This is a genomic window from Streptomyces sp. NPDC055962, assembly GCF_042270185.1.
Taxonomy (GTDB): Bacteria; Actinomycetota; Actinomycetes; order Streptomycetales; family Streptomycetaceae; genus Streptomyces.
On sequence record NZ_JBHJYN010000007.1, the window covers coordinates 84410 to 99030 of the forward strand.

A 14621-nucleotide genomic window follows, 5' to 3' on the forward strand; every position below is an offset into this window, starting at 1 on the left:
GGCGCCTCCCCATTGTGCGGGAAGGGTCCGACAGTCCCGGCGTTCCGTACACGGCCCTCCGGCCTCCGCCCGTCAGCGGCGCGGCCGGCGACCGCCCCGGCCGGAGCCCTGGTCGTCGTCCTTGTCGCCGAGCAGTTCGTCGGCCAGGGACGGCAGATCGTCGAGCGGCGTCTCCTCCGCCCAGTCGGGGCGCGGCCGCTTCTGGCGGCCGGGGCCCTTGGCAGCACGTCCTGCCTGCGGATCGTCGCTGACCTGGGGCAGCTCACGCGTGCGCTCGTTCTCGCTCTCGGCGTCGGAGGACCGGCGCTCGTCGCGGAAGACACCCGGCGGCACCCGGTCCGAGGGGTCCTCGTCGCGTACGGGCCGCAGCACGGCCGTCTCCTCCGCGTCGCGGACGGACGGCAGGACCGTCGTCTCGTCGGCGTCGTGGTCCGGCCGGGCCACCGGTACGGGCTGCGTGATCTCGTTGGGACTGACGACCGGGGTCGGGACGGTGAGCTCGTTGTCCTGCACGGACGACCCTGAGGTCCCGGAGCCGGACCGGCCGGATTCCCGGGAACGCTCCGCGGCGGCGGCTGCCGCTGCCTCCTCGGCGCGTGCGGCCGCCTCGGCCTCGGCGCGGCGGCGCGCCTCCTCGGAACGGATCAGCGCCTCCTCCGCCTTGCGCTGCTTCTCCAGGCGCAGTTCCTCCGCCTCCTTGCGCAGGCGCGCCTCCTCCTGGGCCTGCTGGCGCAGCCGCTCCTGCTCGGCCTCGCGCACCCGCTCCTCGGCCTCGATCCGGGCGCGCTCCTCCTCCGCACGGCGGCGGGCCTCCTCGGCGCGCTGCCGGGCCTCCTCCGCCTGCCGCTCGGCCTCGCGCTGCCGCGCCTCCTCCTCCTCGCGGCGCCTGCGCTCCTCCTCCTCGGCACGGAGCTTGGCGAGCTGAGCCTGCCGCTCGGCCTCCAGGCGCTCCTCCTCCGCCTTGCGGGCGGCCTCTTCCTCGGCCTTGCGCCTGGCCTCCTCCTCGGCTGCCTTGCGCGCCTCCTCACGGGCCTTGATCTCGGCCTCGGAGAGCGGGAGGACCCGGTCGAGGCGGTGGCGCACGACGGTGGTGATCGCCTCCGGCTCCTGCCCGGCGTCCACCACCAGGTAGCGCGCCGGGTCGGCGGCCGCGAGGGTCAGGAAGCCCGACCGCACCCGGGTGTGGAATTCCGCCGGCTCGGACTCCAGCCGGTCGGGGGCCTCGGTGAACCGTTCCCGCGCGGTCTGCGGGTCGACGTCCAGAAGCACCGTCAGATGCGGTACGAGCCCGCTCGTCGCCCAGCGCGAGATCCGGGCGATCTCCGTCGGGGCGAGGTCCCGGCCGGCTCCCTGGTAGGCGACGGACGAGTCGATGTAGCGGTCCGAGATGACGATCGCGCCGCGCTCCAGGGCGGGGCGGACCACGGAGTCCACGTGCTCGGCCCGGTCGGCGGCGTACAGCAGGGCCTCGGCCCGGTTGGAGAGACCGGCCGACGAGACGTCCAGCAGGATCGAACGGAGCCGCTTGCCGACCGGGGTGGCCCCCGGCTCGCGGGTCACGACGACCTCGTGGCCCTTGGCCCGGATCCATTCGGCGAGTGCCTCGACCTGGGTGGACTTGCCGGCTCCGTCGCCGCCCTCCAGGACGAGGAAGAAGCCGTTCGCCGCGGGCGCGACCGCGGGGTCGCCGCCCCGCAGCGCCTCGCGCAGGTCACGGCGGAGCGGCACCCCGGCCCGGTCGTCGGTCCTGGCGAGCACGATGACCGCGACCGGCAGCAGCAGCGCGCCGATGAGCATCAGGGCGAAGGCCGCACCACCGTGTGCGAAGACGAAGTCGCCGGACCCGAGACGGTGCCGGCCGATGGCGGCCGCGAGCAGCGGTCCGCCCACGGCGCCGAGCGCGACGAGCACCCGTACGACGGCCTGGAGGTGCTCGGTGACCCGCGTCTGCTGGGCCGCCTCGGTCTCCTGGTCGATGACCGCGTGGCCGATGTGGGCCGCGACGCCCGCCGAGTAACCGGCGAGCAGGGCGATCAGCAGCCCGGTCGCGGTGTCGGGCACCAGGCCGAGCGCGAGGAGCGACACACCCGTGAGGGCGACCGCCAGGGCCAGCAGACGGCGCCGCGACAGGGCGGGCAGCACCTTCCGCGCCGTGCGGATACCGAGGGCGGTGCCGCCGGTCAGGACCAGGATCAGCAGCGCGAAGGTGGCGGGGCCGCCGCCGAGGTCGGAGGCGTGCAGCACGGAGACGGACGCGGCGGCGGCGATCGCCCCGGCGACCGCGGCGCACGCGGCGACGACGAGAGGGATGCTGCCGGTGCGGCCCTTGTCCTTGGCCGGTCCCGTGCCGGTGGCCGGCCTGCGCAGCCCCTCCAGGGGCGAGCGGGGACGGGGGGTCCGGGTGGCCGGCAGTTCGAGGAAGTACAGGGTCGAGACCGAGGCGGAGAAGAGTCCCGCCGCGATGTACGACCCGAGAGCTGCCTGGTGCACGGAGAACCAGTCGAAGCCGGTCCCGAGCAGCTCACCGACGAGCGCGGCGACGACCAGCACGGCCGCGGCCGCGGGAACGGCGAGGAAGTTCGTCCGCAGGGAGAGCCTGCGCAGCGCGTCGAGGTGGTCCGGCAGGGGGCGCACGGCGGCGCCCTCCGGCGGCGGGGCGGGAAGCAGCGCGGGGGCCGCGCTCTCCTTGGCAACAGCCCACAGGCGTTCGCCGGCACCGGCCACGAAGACGGTGATGAGGATCATCATGAGTGCCCTGTCAGGCATCCAGTCGATCCACAGGGGCGCGACGATCAGCAGCGCGAGCCGCAGCCCGTCCGCCCCGATCATCAGCCAGCGTCGGTCGACCGGACCGCCGGGCGCCGTGAGCGCCGTCAGAGGCCCCAGGAGTACGGCTCCGAAGAGCACGGTGGAAAGGATCCGGGCGCCGAACACGGCGGCGACGGCGAAGGCCGCCCCGCGGTATCCGGCCCCGAATGAGCCCTCGAGGACCGCCGCCTGCAGCGACAACAGCACAAGCACGAGAAGGGCGAGTGAATCGCCGATACTGCCGACGAGCTGGGCGCTCCACAACCGCCGGAGCGGGGGGACACGCAACAGGGCTCGTACGGCGCGCTCGCGTGAGTCTGCGGCAAGTGGGTCGGAGGTGGGGCTCACGACCAATGGCTGCTCGGCTCGCGTCATCCGCCCAGCCTATCGGCAGTGGTGCGGTGCCCGGGGGCCGCGTCCGAACATATGACCAACGGGCACACGGGCCGCACGACGGGAGAAGCGCCGGAAGGGCTGCGGGGCCCGGTGGGGCCCGCCCTTCCGGCGTTCCATGTGCGTCCGGCGGCCGTCGCCCATGCCTCCGCGGGCGACGACGGATGATCCGCGCCGCCCGGGCGGAGATCAGTTCCCCGTGCCGGGCGTCCGTGCGGCCGGGTCCGGTGTCAGCACGACCGGAACCGGCCCAAGCCCGCCCGGAACCGGTGTCAGCACGACCGGAACCGGCCCAAGCCCGCCCGGAACCGGTGTCAGCTCTCCTCGGGTGACGCCGTGGCCGTCTTCCTCGCCGCGGCCGTCGTCTTCTTCGCGGGCGCCTTCTTGGCGGCGGCCGACGTCTTCTTCGCGGCCGTCGTCTTGGTGGCGGTCGTCTTCTTGGCGGTCGCCTTCTTGGCCGTGGTCGCCTTCTTCGCCGGAGCCTTCTTGGCCGGAGCCTTCTTGGCCGTCTTCTTCTTCGCCGGCCCCTTGGCCCGCTTCTCGGCGAGCAGCTCGTAGCCGCGCTCCGGCGTGATGTCCTCGACGCTGTCGTCGGTCCGCAGCGTCGCGTTCGTCTCGCCGTCGGTGACGTACGCGCCGAAGCGGCCGTCCTTCACGACCACGGGAGCCCCGCTCACGGGGTCCGTGCCCAGCTCCTTCAGCGGCGGCTTGGCCGCGGCCCGCCCGCGCTGCTTCGGCTGGGCGTAGATCGCGAGGGCCTCTTCGCGCGTGATGTCGAAGAGCTGGTCCTCCGAGGTGAGCGACCGCGAGTCCGTGCCCTTCTTCAGGTACGGGCCGTAGCGGCCGTTCTGTGCGGTGATCTCGACGCCCTCGGCGTCCTCGCCGACCACGCGCGGCAGCGACATCAGCTTGAGCGCGTCGGCCAGCGTCACCGTGTCGAGGGACATCGACTTGAAGAGCGAGGCGGTCCGCGGCTTCACCGCGTTCTTGCCCGTCTTCGGCGTGCCCTCGGGCAGCACCTCGGTGACGTACGGGCCGTAGCGCCCGTCCTTGGCGATGATCTGGTTGCCGCTGACCGGATCGGCACCGAGCTCGAAGTCCCCGCTCGGCTTGGCGAGCAGTTCCTCCGCGAGGGTCACGTCCAGCTCGTCGGGTGCCAGGTCCTCGGGCACGTCGGCGCGCTGGTGGCCCTCGGAGTCCTTCTCGCCGCGCTCGATGTACGGGCCGTAGCGGCCGACACGGAGCTTGATGTCGTTGCCGACGGGGAACGAGGAGATCTCCCGGGCGTCGATGGCGCCCAGGTCGGTCACGAGCTCCTTCAGACCGCCGAGGTGGTCCCCGTCGCCGTTGCCCGCGTCGGAGGCCGCGCCGGCACCGGCCGTGTCGTCGCCCTCGCCGAAGTAGAAGCGCCTCAGCCACGGCACGGACTGGGCCTCGCCCCGCGCGATGCGGTCGAGGTCGTCCTCCATGCGGGCGGTGAAGTCGTAGTCGACGAGCCGGCCGAAATGCTTCTCCAGCAGGTTGACCACGGCGAAGGAGAGGAACGACGGGACGAGCGCCGTCCCCTTCTTGAACACGTATCCGCGGTCGAGGATGGTCCCGATGATCGACGCATAGGTCGACGGGCGGCCGATCTCGCGCTCCTCGAGCTCCTTGACCAGCGAGGCCTCGGTGTACCGGGCCGGAGGCTTGGTGGCGTGGCCGTCGACCGTGACCTCGTCGGCGGTCAGCGCGTCGCCCTCGGCGACCTGCGGCAGACGGCGCTCCCGGTCGTCCAGCTCGGCGTTCGGGTCGTCGGCGCCTTCGACATACGCCTTCATGAAGCCGTGGAAGGTGATCGTCTTGCCGGACGCGGAGAACTCGGCGTCCCGGCCGTCGCTCGCCCGGCCACCGATCTTCACGGTGACCGAGTTCCCGACGGCGTCCTTCATCTGAGAGGCGACGGTCCGCTTCCAGATCAGCTCGTAGAGCCGGAACTGGTCACCGGTGAGGCCCGTCTCCGCCGGGGTCCGGAAGCGGTCGCCGGAGGGGCGGATCGCCTCGTGCGCCTCCTGCGCGTTCTTGACCTTGCCGGCGTACGTCCGCGGCTTGTCGGGCAGGTAGTTCGCGCCGTACAGCTGCGTGACCTGCGCCCGGGCCGCGGAGACCGCGGTGTCCGAGAGGGTCGTGGAGTCCGTACGCATATAGGTGATGAAGCCGTTCTCGTACAGCTTCTGCGCCACCTGCATCGTGGCCTTGGCCCCGAAGCCCAGCTTCCGGCTCGCCTCCTGCTGGAGAGTCGTCGTGCGGAAGGGCGCGTACGGCGAGCGGCGGTACGGCTTCGACTCGACCGAGCGGACCGCGAACGCGGAGTCGGCGAGCGCCGCCGCCAGGGCGCGGGCGTTGGTCTCGTCCAGGTGCAGCGTCTGGGCGGAGCCCTGCTTGAGCTGCCCGTCCGGGCCGAAGTCACGGCCCTGGGCGATGCGGCGCCCGTCGACCGCGCTGAGGCGGGCGGTGAGCGTCGAGGGGTCGGACACGTCACCGGTGCGCCCGGTGGCGAAGGTGCCGGTCAGGTCCCAGTACTCGGCGGAACGGAAGGCGATGCGCTCGCGCTCCCGCTCGACGACGAGGCGGGTGGCGACGGACTGGACACGGCCCGCGGAGAGCCGCGGCATGACCTTCTTCCACAGGACCGGCGAGACCTCGTAGCCGTAGAGGCGGTCGAGGATGCGGCGGGTCTCCTGGGCATCGACCATGCGCTGGTTGAGCTCGCGCGGATTGGCGACGGCGGCCCGGATCGCGTCCTTGGTGATCTCGTGGAAGACCATCCGGTGGACGGGGACCTTGGGCCTGAGGACTTCCTGCAGGTGCCACGCGATGGCTTCGCCCTCGCGGTCCTCATCGGTGGCGAGGAAGAGTTCGTCGGATTCGGCGAGGAGCTGCTTGAGCTTCCTGACCTGGGCTTTCTTGTCCGCGTTGACGACGTAGATCGGCTGGAAGTCGTTCTCGACGTCCACACCGAGGCGGCGTACCTCACCGGTGTACTCGTCCGGCACCTCGGCGGCGCCGTTCGGCAGGTCGCGGATGTGCCCGACGCTCGCCTCGACGACGTATCCGGGGCCGAGGTAGCCCTTGATCGTCTTCGCCTTGGCAGGCGACTCGACAATGACGAGTCGGCGGCCTGCGGTCTCGCTGGTCGGGGACAACTTCGCTCTTCTCTCCGGTCGGCACTCGTGGGCATCCGGGCAGCGGTAGTGCGCTGCTCGCGGTGCTGTCGCTGCGGAGTGTGACGGTACAACCCGCCCCCGTGTCAAACGGCAAAAGCCCGCAACGGCCACTCGAACGGTAACCCGACTTCCGCCATTCCTGCCGCCCGGACCGACCGGTCCGCGCTTCGCGGTGCTGTCGCCTGCGGGTTTCGAGGTCCCGTCCGGGAACCCGCGGGAGGTCCGGCCGGAGGCCGCGGTACGTGCCGGAGAAGTGGATCAGATGCGGGTGAAGCACCACACGCCGAGGACGAGGAAGAGTACGCCGAAGAGCGTGGCCAGAGCGGTGGAGGCGACGGGGCTCACACCGAGCGCCACGGGCGCGCGCTGGATGGTGCGCGCCCCCGTCCAGACGAGGAGGGCGGCACCGAACAGCGCGAATGCGGCACCTGCGAAAACCGCGGTGACACTCTCCATGTCCGTACCCCTCAGCTCTTCCCCCGGCTGCCGCCGTGGCGCTCGTGCGCCGCCGTACCGGCCGTGGCTCCCGAGCCCCGCACCTGGCGGGGGCGGCTCGGCAGAGGGGAGGCTGCCACGCCGGGACGTCCTCGGCGCGAATCCCGGATGAACACCGTGCGGCTGCCCGGGGAACGGCTGCGAGCGGAACCTGTCGACCGCACCGGAGGAGACCTTGAGCGCTCGCGAAAGGGCTGGTCGGAAAGGCGTCGAGGGCCGAGGGGCAGATCCCGGTACGCGGGAGCGGAGGGCAGGGAACGGGTGTTCGCGCACGGCGGCGGGGCGCGGGGTGGTACGTGGGCACGGGACGGGAAGTGAGCGCGCGGACGGGACGCGGGGTGGCACGCGGACGGGACGCGGGGTGGCACGCGGACGGGACGCGGGGCGAGTGCGTGACGCGGGGACCAACGCGTCCGCGCGCCGGGGAGGCCTGCCCCGCATGAAGAGACCGGCCCTGGCGCGCGCCGCGCCGTGTGGGGCGAGCCGTGTTGCGTTGTGTTGTGCCGAGCCGTGGTGTGCCGAGCCGTGGTGTGCCCCCGCCGCGCTGCCGCTCAGCGCACGGGTTCCAGGAAGCCTTCCTCCACCAGCAGCCTGATCGCCTGCGGTGTGCGGTCGCGGAGCAGCACCGGGTCCTCGGCCATGAGCTGGGCGATGGCGTCCAGGATCCTGCCCGCGGGGAGCGAGCCGTCGCACACGCCCGCGAACCCGGCCCCGACCGCGTCGACCTTGGTCGCCCGCCGCATGCCGCGGTGCTGACGCAGCACCACATGCTCCGGGTCCTCGGCGCCCGGCAGCCCGACCTGCTCCTGGACGATCTCCTCCGCCAGGGTGAAGTGGGCGGCGAGCAGAGCCGCGTCGTCGTGCTCCCGCAGATAGTCCTGCCGGGCGAAATGTGCCTCGACGGCGGTCCCCAAGGGCTGTTCCACCGCGTGCGGCCACTCCTCGGCCACGAGCGACGGGTTCCCGGCGGCGGCCGCCACGGACTTCCGGAGCGTGATCCAGCCGAAGCCGACGGCCTTGGTGCTCCGCGCCTCGAACTCGTCCAGCCAGGCCTCGTACCGCTCGGCGTAGAGGGCGGGATCGGTGCGGTGGTCGCCACTGTCGCGCAGCCACAGCTCGGCGTACTGGGTGATGTCCTGCACCTCACGCTGCACGATCCAGGCGTCACAGCCGGCGGGGATCCAGGAGCGCACCCTGTCCTGCCACTCCTCGCCCTCCACGTGCTGCCAGTTGGCGAGGAACTGCGCGTAACCGCCGTCGTTGAGCCGGTCGCCGGCCTGCTGCACGAGCGTCCGGCACAGGTCGTCACCGCCCATGCCGCCGTCGCGGTACGTCAGCCGGGCGCCGGGCGAAATCACGAAGGGCGGATTGGACACGATCAGGTCGTACGTCTCGCCGCCGACCGGCTCGAAGAGGGACCCTTCCAGCAGCTCGGCGGGGGCCGCTCCGGACAGCGCAAGGGTCAGGCGGGTGAATTCCAGGGCCCGGGGGTTGACGTCCGTGGCCGTGACCCGGGTGGCGTGCTGCGCGGCGTGCAGGGCCTGGATGCCGGAGCCCGTACCGAGGTCGAGGGCCGAGGTGACGGGCCTTCGCACCGTGATGCCGGCGAGTGTGGTGGAGGCTCCGCCGACACCCAGGACGACGCCCTCCTCGTGCGAGCCGATGCCACCCGCGCCACCGACGGCGCACCCCAGGTCGGACACGATGAACCAGTCCTGGCCCTCGGGCCCTCCGTAGGGCCGGACGTCGACGGTGGCTGCGACCAGGTCCCCGTCACGGACGGTCCAGCCGTCCTCCAGGCACTCCTCCAGCGGGAGGGCGGCGGCGGCAGCCGCGGCCGGAACGGAGCGCTGCAGAAGGAACAGCCGCACCAGCGTGTCGAGGGGCGAATCCCCCCGGGTGGCCCGGAGCGCCGGGACGGTCTCGCTGCGTGCGAGCGCGGCGTACGCGGGCGCGCCGAGCCGTTCGAGGAGGCCGTCGGCGGTGAACGCCGCACGGATCAGGGCTTCACGGAGCCGGGGGGCACGGTCGGATGCGGGGAGACTGGTCGTACTCACCCGACCATTGTGTCCGCTCCCGCCGACAACGGCAGCGGCCCGGCCTCCACGAGGGACGGCCGGGCCGCCGCGTGCGGGTCTTCTCCGCTACGACTGCGCGTCGTTCACGCCTTCCGGCAGCCGCGGGTGTCCAGCCGTCACGGCTGCCCACTCCGCATCCTCACGGCGTTCGGGGCACCCGGCCTCCACGCCGCACCGTCACGACGCCCGCGACACCCGGCCGCCACGCGCACCGTCGTCACGACGCCCGCGACACCCGGCTTCCACACCGCACCGTCACGACGTTCGGGGCACCCCGCCTTCCGCACTCCGTCGTCACGACGCACGCGTTGCACGGCTTCCGCCCTCAGCCGTCACGCCTTCTCGCTCGCCGAGGCCGAGGGCGACGCGGACTTCGACGCCGGGGCGGACGGGGCCGAGGCGGGCGGAGCTGACGCCGTCGGCTTCTGGCATCCCTTCTGCTTCGCCATCGCGGACCCGACCTCGCCGGACTGCAGCTTCTTCAGCGCCTGGTCACCGTTGGTGCTGATCTTGTTCAGTTCGTCGGCGATCCCCTTGAGACCGTCGGCGAACTTCGCCTGGTCCTTGGTGTCGAGGTCGTCGACCTTCGTCTTCAGCTCGGCGTAGGCCACCGAGGAGGCGTTGAGCTCCTTGACGGCCTCCTTCTGCGTGGCCTCCCCGCCGTCCACCGGCGGGGCACCCGCCGACTGCACGGCCGTGCCCAGCGCCTTGTACGCCTGCGAGATCTGCTGGAAGGCGGCGGAGTCGGTCTTCTGGACGTCAGCGGGCTTGCTGTTGTCGGCCGTCTGCTGCTGGATCGCGGCGTTGGCGTTCGCGATCTTCTGCAACTGCGGCTGGACCTGGTCGCAGACCTTCTTCGCCCAGTCATCCACCTTGTTGTCGCTGTCGTCGCTGCAGCCCGACAGCGTCAGTACGAGTACCGCACCGCCGGACAGTGCGGCTGCAAGCTTCTTGTTCACCGGTTTGGGTCCCTTCCAAGGCTCTCGGCCCCGGAACTTACACGCCACGTGGACCACAATCAGGCGCCGTGCATCCGATATATATTCTTTTGCAGCCATTTGCACCAAGCAGTACGAGGGAGATACAACTCACCTGCCCACTCGGACACACGTGCGGCCCCGCTCTCCGGCAGCGGACCAGGAGCACAGAAGCGGCGGACGACACATCAGAACGTGTCGCCCGCCGCGTCACTGATCAGCTGTCACATCGGACGCCGTACCGCCGCCTCACGAAACCGCCGCAGGTCCGGTGGACTCGACGGGGCCGCCCCCACCGTCGCCGCCTCCCCCGCCGCCGCCCGGCCCCTCGCTGTCACCCACGGCGATCCCCCGCCGCTTGGACACGTGGACCGCTCCGACGATGACGACGATCGCGACCACGGCCACCAGGGCCCGTACCCAGGCGTTCGCGTCATCGCCGTAGCTGAACTGCACCACCGCCGGCGCGATGAGCAGTGCCACGAGATTCATCACCTTGAGGAGAGGGTTGATGGCCGGGCCCGCCGTGTCCTTGAACGGGTCGCCCACGGTGTCGCCGATGACCGTGGCCGCATGGGCCTCGCTGCCCTTGCCGCCGTAGTGGCCGTCCTCGACGAGTTTCTTGGCGTTGTCCCACGCTCCACCGGAGTTGGCGAGGAAGACTGCCATCAGGGTGCCGGTCGCGATCGCACCCGCGAGATAGGAACCGAGGGCGCCGACCCCCAGGGTGAATCCCACCGCGATCGGCGCCAGCACGGCGAGCAGTCCCGGCGTCGCCAGCTCACGCAGTGCGTCCTTGGTGCAGATGTCGACGACTCGTCCGTACTCCGGTTTCTCCGTGCGGTCCATGATCCCGGGGTGCTCCCGGAACTGCCGCCGCACCTCGTGGACCACGGCTCCGGCCGAACGGGAGACCGCATTGATGGCCAGCCCGGAGAAGAGGAAGACGACCGCTGCTCCGAGGATCAGGCCCACCAGGTTGTTCGGCTGCGAGATGTCCAGGCTCAGCCCGAGCTCCCCCGCCCGGGCACCCACGTCGTCCACCGCGGTGGCGATGGCGTCCCGGTACGAGCCGAAGAGCGCGGCGGCCGCCAGGACCGCTGTGGCGATCGCGATGCCCTTGGTGATGGCCTTGGTGGTGTTGCCGACGGCGTCGAGGTCCGTGAGCACCTGGGCTCCCGCACCCGTGACGTCCCCGGACATCTCGGCGATGCCCTGGGCGTTGTCGGACACCGGACCGAAGGTGTCCATGGCGACGATGACTCCGACGGTGGTGAGCAGGCCGGTCCCCGCCAGGGCCACCGCGAAGAGCGCCAGCATGATCGACGTACCGCCGAGCAGGAACGCCCCGTAGACGCCGAGACCGATCAGGAGCGCGGTGTAGACCGCCGACTCCAGGCCGATGGAGATGCCCGCGAGCACGACCGTCGCCGGACCGGTCAGGGAGGATTTCCCGATGTCCCGGACGGGACGCCGGCTGGTCTCGGTGAAGTAGCCGGTGAGCTGCTGGATCAGGGCGGCGAGCACGATCCCGATGGCCACGGCGACCAGGGCGAAGAGTCGCGGATCGCCACCGTGCGACGCGATGGCCTCGTCGGTGACCCCGTCCAGTTCGGCGTACGAGGACGGCAGGTAGACGAAGACCGCCACCGCCACGAGGACGAGCGAGATCACCGCGGACACGAAGAATCCGCGGTTGATGGCACTCATCCCGCTGCGGTCGGCGCGCCGGGGAGCCACGGCGAAGATCCCGATCATCGCCGTCACCACTCCGATCGCCGGGACGATCAAGGGAAAGGCCAGCCCGGAGTCGCCGAAGGCGGCCTTGCCCAGGATGAGCGCGGCCACCAGCGTCACGGCGTACGACTCGAAGAGGTCGGCGGCCATGCCCGCGCAGTCACCGACGTTGTCGCCCACGTTGTCGGCGATGGTGGCGGCGTTGCGCGGATCGTCCTCCGGAATGCCCTGCTCCACCTTGCCCACCAGGTCGGCGCCCACATCGGCGGCCTTGGTGAAGATGCCGCCCCCGACCCTCATGAACATGGCGATCAGCGCGGCACCGAGGCCGAACCCCTCCAGCACCTTGGGCGCGTCGGCGGCGTAGACGAGCACGACGCAGGACGCGCCCAGCAGGCCGAGGCCCACCGTGATCATTCCGACCACACCACCTGTTCGAAAAGCGATCTTCATCGCTTTGTGCGAGACGGCGGTGAGATCCTTTTCCGGCTCCCCCTCAGCAGGAGTCGCTTCACGGGCCGCGGCGGCCACGCGCACATTACTGCGTACGGCGAGTCGCATGCCGATGTATCCGGTGGCCGCCGAGAAAAGCGCACCCACCAGGAAGAACAGCGAGCGCCCGGCACGCTGGGACCAGTTGTCGGCGGGGAGCAGGAGGAGCAGGAAGAACACGACGGCGGCGAACACGCCGACCGTACGCAGCTGCCGGGCCAGATAGGCATTCGCGCCTTCCTGGACCGCTGCGGCGATCTCTTTCATCCGTTCGGTGCCTTCACCGGCCGCCAGCACCTGACGCACGAGCAGCTGGGCGACGACCAGCGCGGCAAGGGCCACGACTGCGATGACGACGACGATCAGCCGGTTGCCATCGGTCAGCACGGCGGCCGCGAGTGGGGTGGAGCGGCCGGTAGGTACGGAAACGTGCGTCAGTTCTGCGAGTGGGGTGTTGAAGAACTCCGCCATACGTCCTCCTTGACGCTGAGCGCTCAAGTCGTGGACGGATTGTAGGGAGCAGAGCCCGATCAAAACAGTGGGTGGTCAATGAAATCGACTTTCGTCCACCCAATGACAAATGATCTCGCGCCCGACCGGACCCGAATGCAGTAATGGGGCAGAGGCATGGCGGCGCGAAATTCCCGGAGATCACTGATCAAGCAAAAGGAAAAGGATCCTGTTCAGCAGGGCCACGCAACGCGATCACACCATCCACCCGATAGCCGTGCCGACGGGTTGGGCCGCGGAACGTGGGGGCGGCGCAACGCGGAGGTCGCAACGCGAGGGCGGCGCAACGCGGAGGTCGCAACGCGAGGGCGGCGCAACGCGGAGGTCGGCAACGCGGGGGTTCCGGGACGCCGCAGGACATCGGTGGGACGAACGGCGGGGCGCAGCCCGGGACGGACAGTGGAGCGAAGCCCGAGACGGGCAGTCGGGCGAAGCCCGGGACGAACGATGGGGCGAAACCCGCGACGGGCGGCGTTGTGAGTCCGCGTGTGCCAGGAACGCACCGTACGGTGGCGCCGGCCGCCGCGAGCAGCCGCCGCTGCTGCTGCCGGGGGGTGCCCGGCAGAACCGGACCAGGCCTGCCGATCGGGCACTCCACGCAGGGCGGAAGGGCCCACGCGCGGCGGAAGCGCCCGCCGTGGGGCAGGAAGGGTCGGCTCGGGGCAGGAAGCGTACGCGCGGCGCAAGAAGGGGCGGCGCAAGGCGGGGAAGAACCGCGGAAAGCGGGACAGGACCGCGTGCGAGAAGAGGTCCGCACGTGCGGCCGAGGATCACACCTGGACCACCCCGGGCAGGACGAACCGCGCCAGACGGGAACGGGAACGCGCACTGCGCGAGTCGGTCAGGGAAGCACCACGGCCGGAGTCGTCGGCCAGGTCATGCGGATCACACCGCCGTCCGCACCCGCGAGGACTTCCACGTCGTCGACCAGGCCGCTGATGACGGCGAGACCCATCTCGTCCTCGCTGTCGGCCTCGGTCTCAGGATCGTCCGGGCCGCCTCCACCGGGCGTTCCCGGCTGGGAGTGGCCGCTTCCCGAGGCGGCGAGCCCGTCGCCGACCTCGATGGAGAAAGCCTTCTCGTCCTCGGTCAGAACGACCGTGACGGGGGCAGCGATGTCATGGCTCCGATGCAGCCCGACGGCACGGCTGCACGCCTCGCCGACGGCGAGTCTGACCTCGTCGAGCACCGCCTCGTCGACGCCGGCCCGGCGCGCCACGGCGGCTGCCACGAGGCGGGCCGTCCTGACGTGTTCAGGCTGAGCGCTGAAGCGGAGTTCAACGGTTGGCATGCCATCCCCCTACAAACGTATGGGCGTGCGTCTCAGGGGCCCGGGCGTGGCGCCCGGTACCCCTGCTCATTCTCCTCCGGTAACCGACGAAGCCGGCAGCCGACCACATGGTCGACCACCTGCCCCTGGCGGCCTGTCTGCTGCCGCCTGCCGGTCTGTCACTGCCGTGCCTGCCGACCCGGGAGCTGTCGGCCTGCACCCGACGGTCAGTCGGTGGCCGCGACAGCCTCGTCGACCGAGGTGTGAATGGGAAACACCTTGGTCAGACCTGTGATCCGGAAGATCTTGAGAATGCGCTCCTGGTTGCACACCAGGCGCAGCGAGCCCTCATGGGCCCGGACACGCTTCAAGCCGCCCACGAGCACGCCGAGGCCGGTGGAGTCGAGGAAGTCGACGCCTTCCATGTCGACAACCAAGTGGTAGCTGCCGTCATTCACCAACTCGACCAACTGCTCGCGCAGCTTGGGCGCGGTATACACATCAATCTCGCCACCGACCTCGACGACCGTACGGTCGCCACCAGGGCCGGACACATTGCGAGTCGACAGGGACAGGTCCACGGATCCTCCAGCACCTTGCTATCGAGCGGTCGCCCCTCGGTCTCCCCGACGGAGGCCAGGGGACGGATCGCCAG

8 protein-coding genes are annotated in these 14621 nt (G+C 71.2%); all 8 read right to left on the minus strand.

Annotation, left to right across the window (positions count from 1 at the left end; translation table 11 throughout):
- Positions 1 to 72: 72 nt before the first annotated feature.
- Positions 73 to 3183 carry a dTMP kinase gene (gene tmk, locus ACFC51_RS21065; RefSeq protein WP_376530170.1) on the minus strand — a complete coding sequence of 1037 codons (3111 nt, stop codon included), beginning with the start codon at positions 3181 to 3183 and terminating at the stop codon, positions 73 to 75.
- Between the two features lie 332 nt (positions 3184 to 3515).
- Positions 3516 to 6386, minus strand: coding sequence for a type I DNA topoisomerase (topA, locus tag ACFC51_RS21070; protein ID WP_376530172.1), 2871 nt, complete (start codon positions 6384 to 6386; stop codon positions 3516 to 3518).
- Between the two features lie 279 nt (positions 6387 to 6665).
- Entirely contained in the window at positions 6666 to 6863 is a 198-nt protein-coding gene (locus ACFC51_RS21075) for a hypothetical protein (RefSeq protein WP_031090916.1), read from the minus strand.
- Positions 6864 to 7453: 590 nt separating this feature from the next.
- Positions 7454 to 8959 carry a methyltransferase gene (locus tag ACFC51_RS21080; protein ID WP_376368680.1) on the minus strand — a complete coding sequence of 502 codons (1506 nt, stop codon included), beginning with the start codon at positions 8957 to 8959 and terminating at the stop codon, positions 7454 to 7456.
- A 353-nt stretch (positions 8960 to 9312) separates the two neighbouring features.
- Positions 9313 to 9939 carry a small secreted protein gene (locus tag ACFC51_RS21085; protein ID WP_376368681.1) on the minus strand — a complete coding sequence of 209 codons (627 nt, stop codon included), beginning with the start codon at positions 9937 to 9939 and terminating at the stop codon, positions 9313 to 9315.
- Between the two features lie 267 nt (positions 9940 to 10206).
- Positions 10207 to 12657: a sodium-translocating pyrophosphatase gene (locus ACFC51_RS21090; RefSeq protein WP_376368682.1), complete on the minus strand. Its 2451-nt coding sequence runs from the start codon at positions 12655 to 12657 to the stop codon at positions 10207 to 10209.
- An 880-nt stretch (positions 12658 to 13537) separates the two neighbouring features.
- Positions 13538 to 13987 carry an ATP-binding protein gene (locus ACFC51_RS21095; protein WP_376368683.1) on the minus strand — a complete coding sequence of 150 codons (450 nt, stop codon included), beginning with the start codon at positions 13985 to 13987 and terminating at the stop codon, positions 13538 to 13540.
- Positions 13988 to 14193: 206 nt separating this feature from the next.
- Complete coding sequence (gene bldG, locus ACFC51_RS21100) at positions 14194 to 14547, minus strand: anti-sigma factor antagonist BldG (protein WP_093799810.1); 354 nt, start codon at positions 14545 to 14547, stop codon at positions 14194 to 14196.
- Positions 14548 to 14621: the final 74 nt, after the last annotated feature.

Excerpts from the sequence above, each read along its gene's own strand:
- tmk (WP_376530170.1), bottom strand. The coding sequence starts at position 3,183 with ATGACGCGAGCCGAGCAGCCATTGGTCGTGAGCCCCACCTCCGACCCA.
- ACFC51_RS21075 (WP_031090916.1), bottom strand. The coding sequence starts at position 6,863 with ATGGAGAGTGTCACCGCGGTTTTCGCAGGTGCCGCATTCGCGCTGTTC.
- ACFC51_RS21090 (WP_376368682.1), bottom strand. The coding sequence starts at position 12,657 with ATGGCGGAGTTCTTCAACACCCCACTCGCAGAACTGACGCACGTTTCC.
- ACFC51_RS21095 (WP_376368683.1), bottom strand. The coding sequence starts at position 13,987 with ATGCCAACCGTTGAACTCCGCTTCAGCGCTCAGCCTGAACACGTCAGG.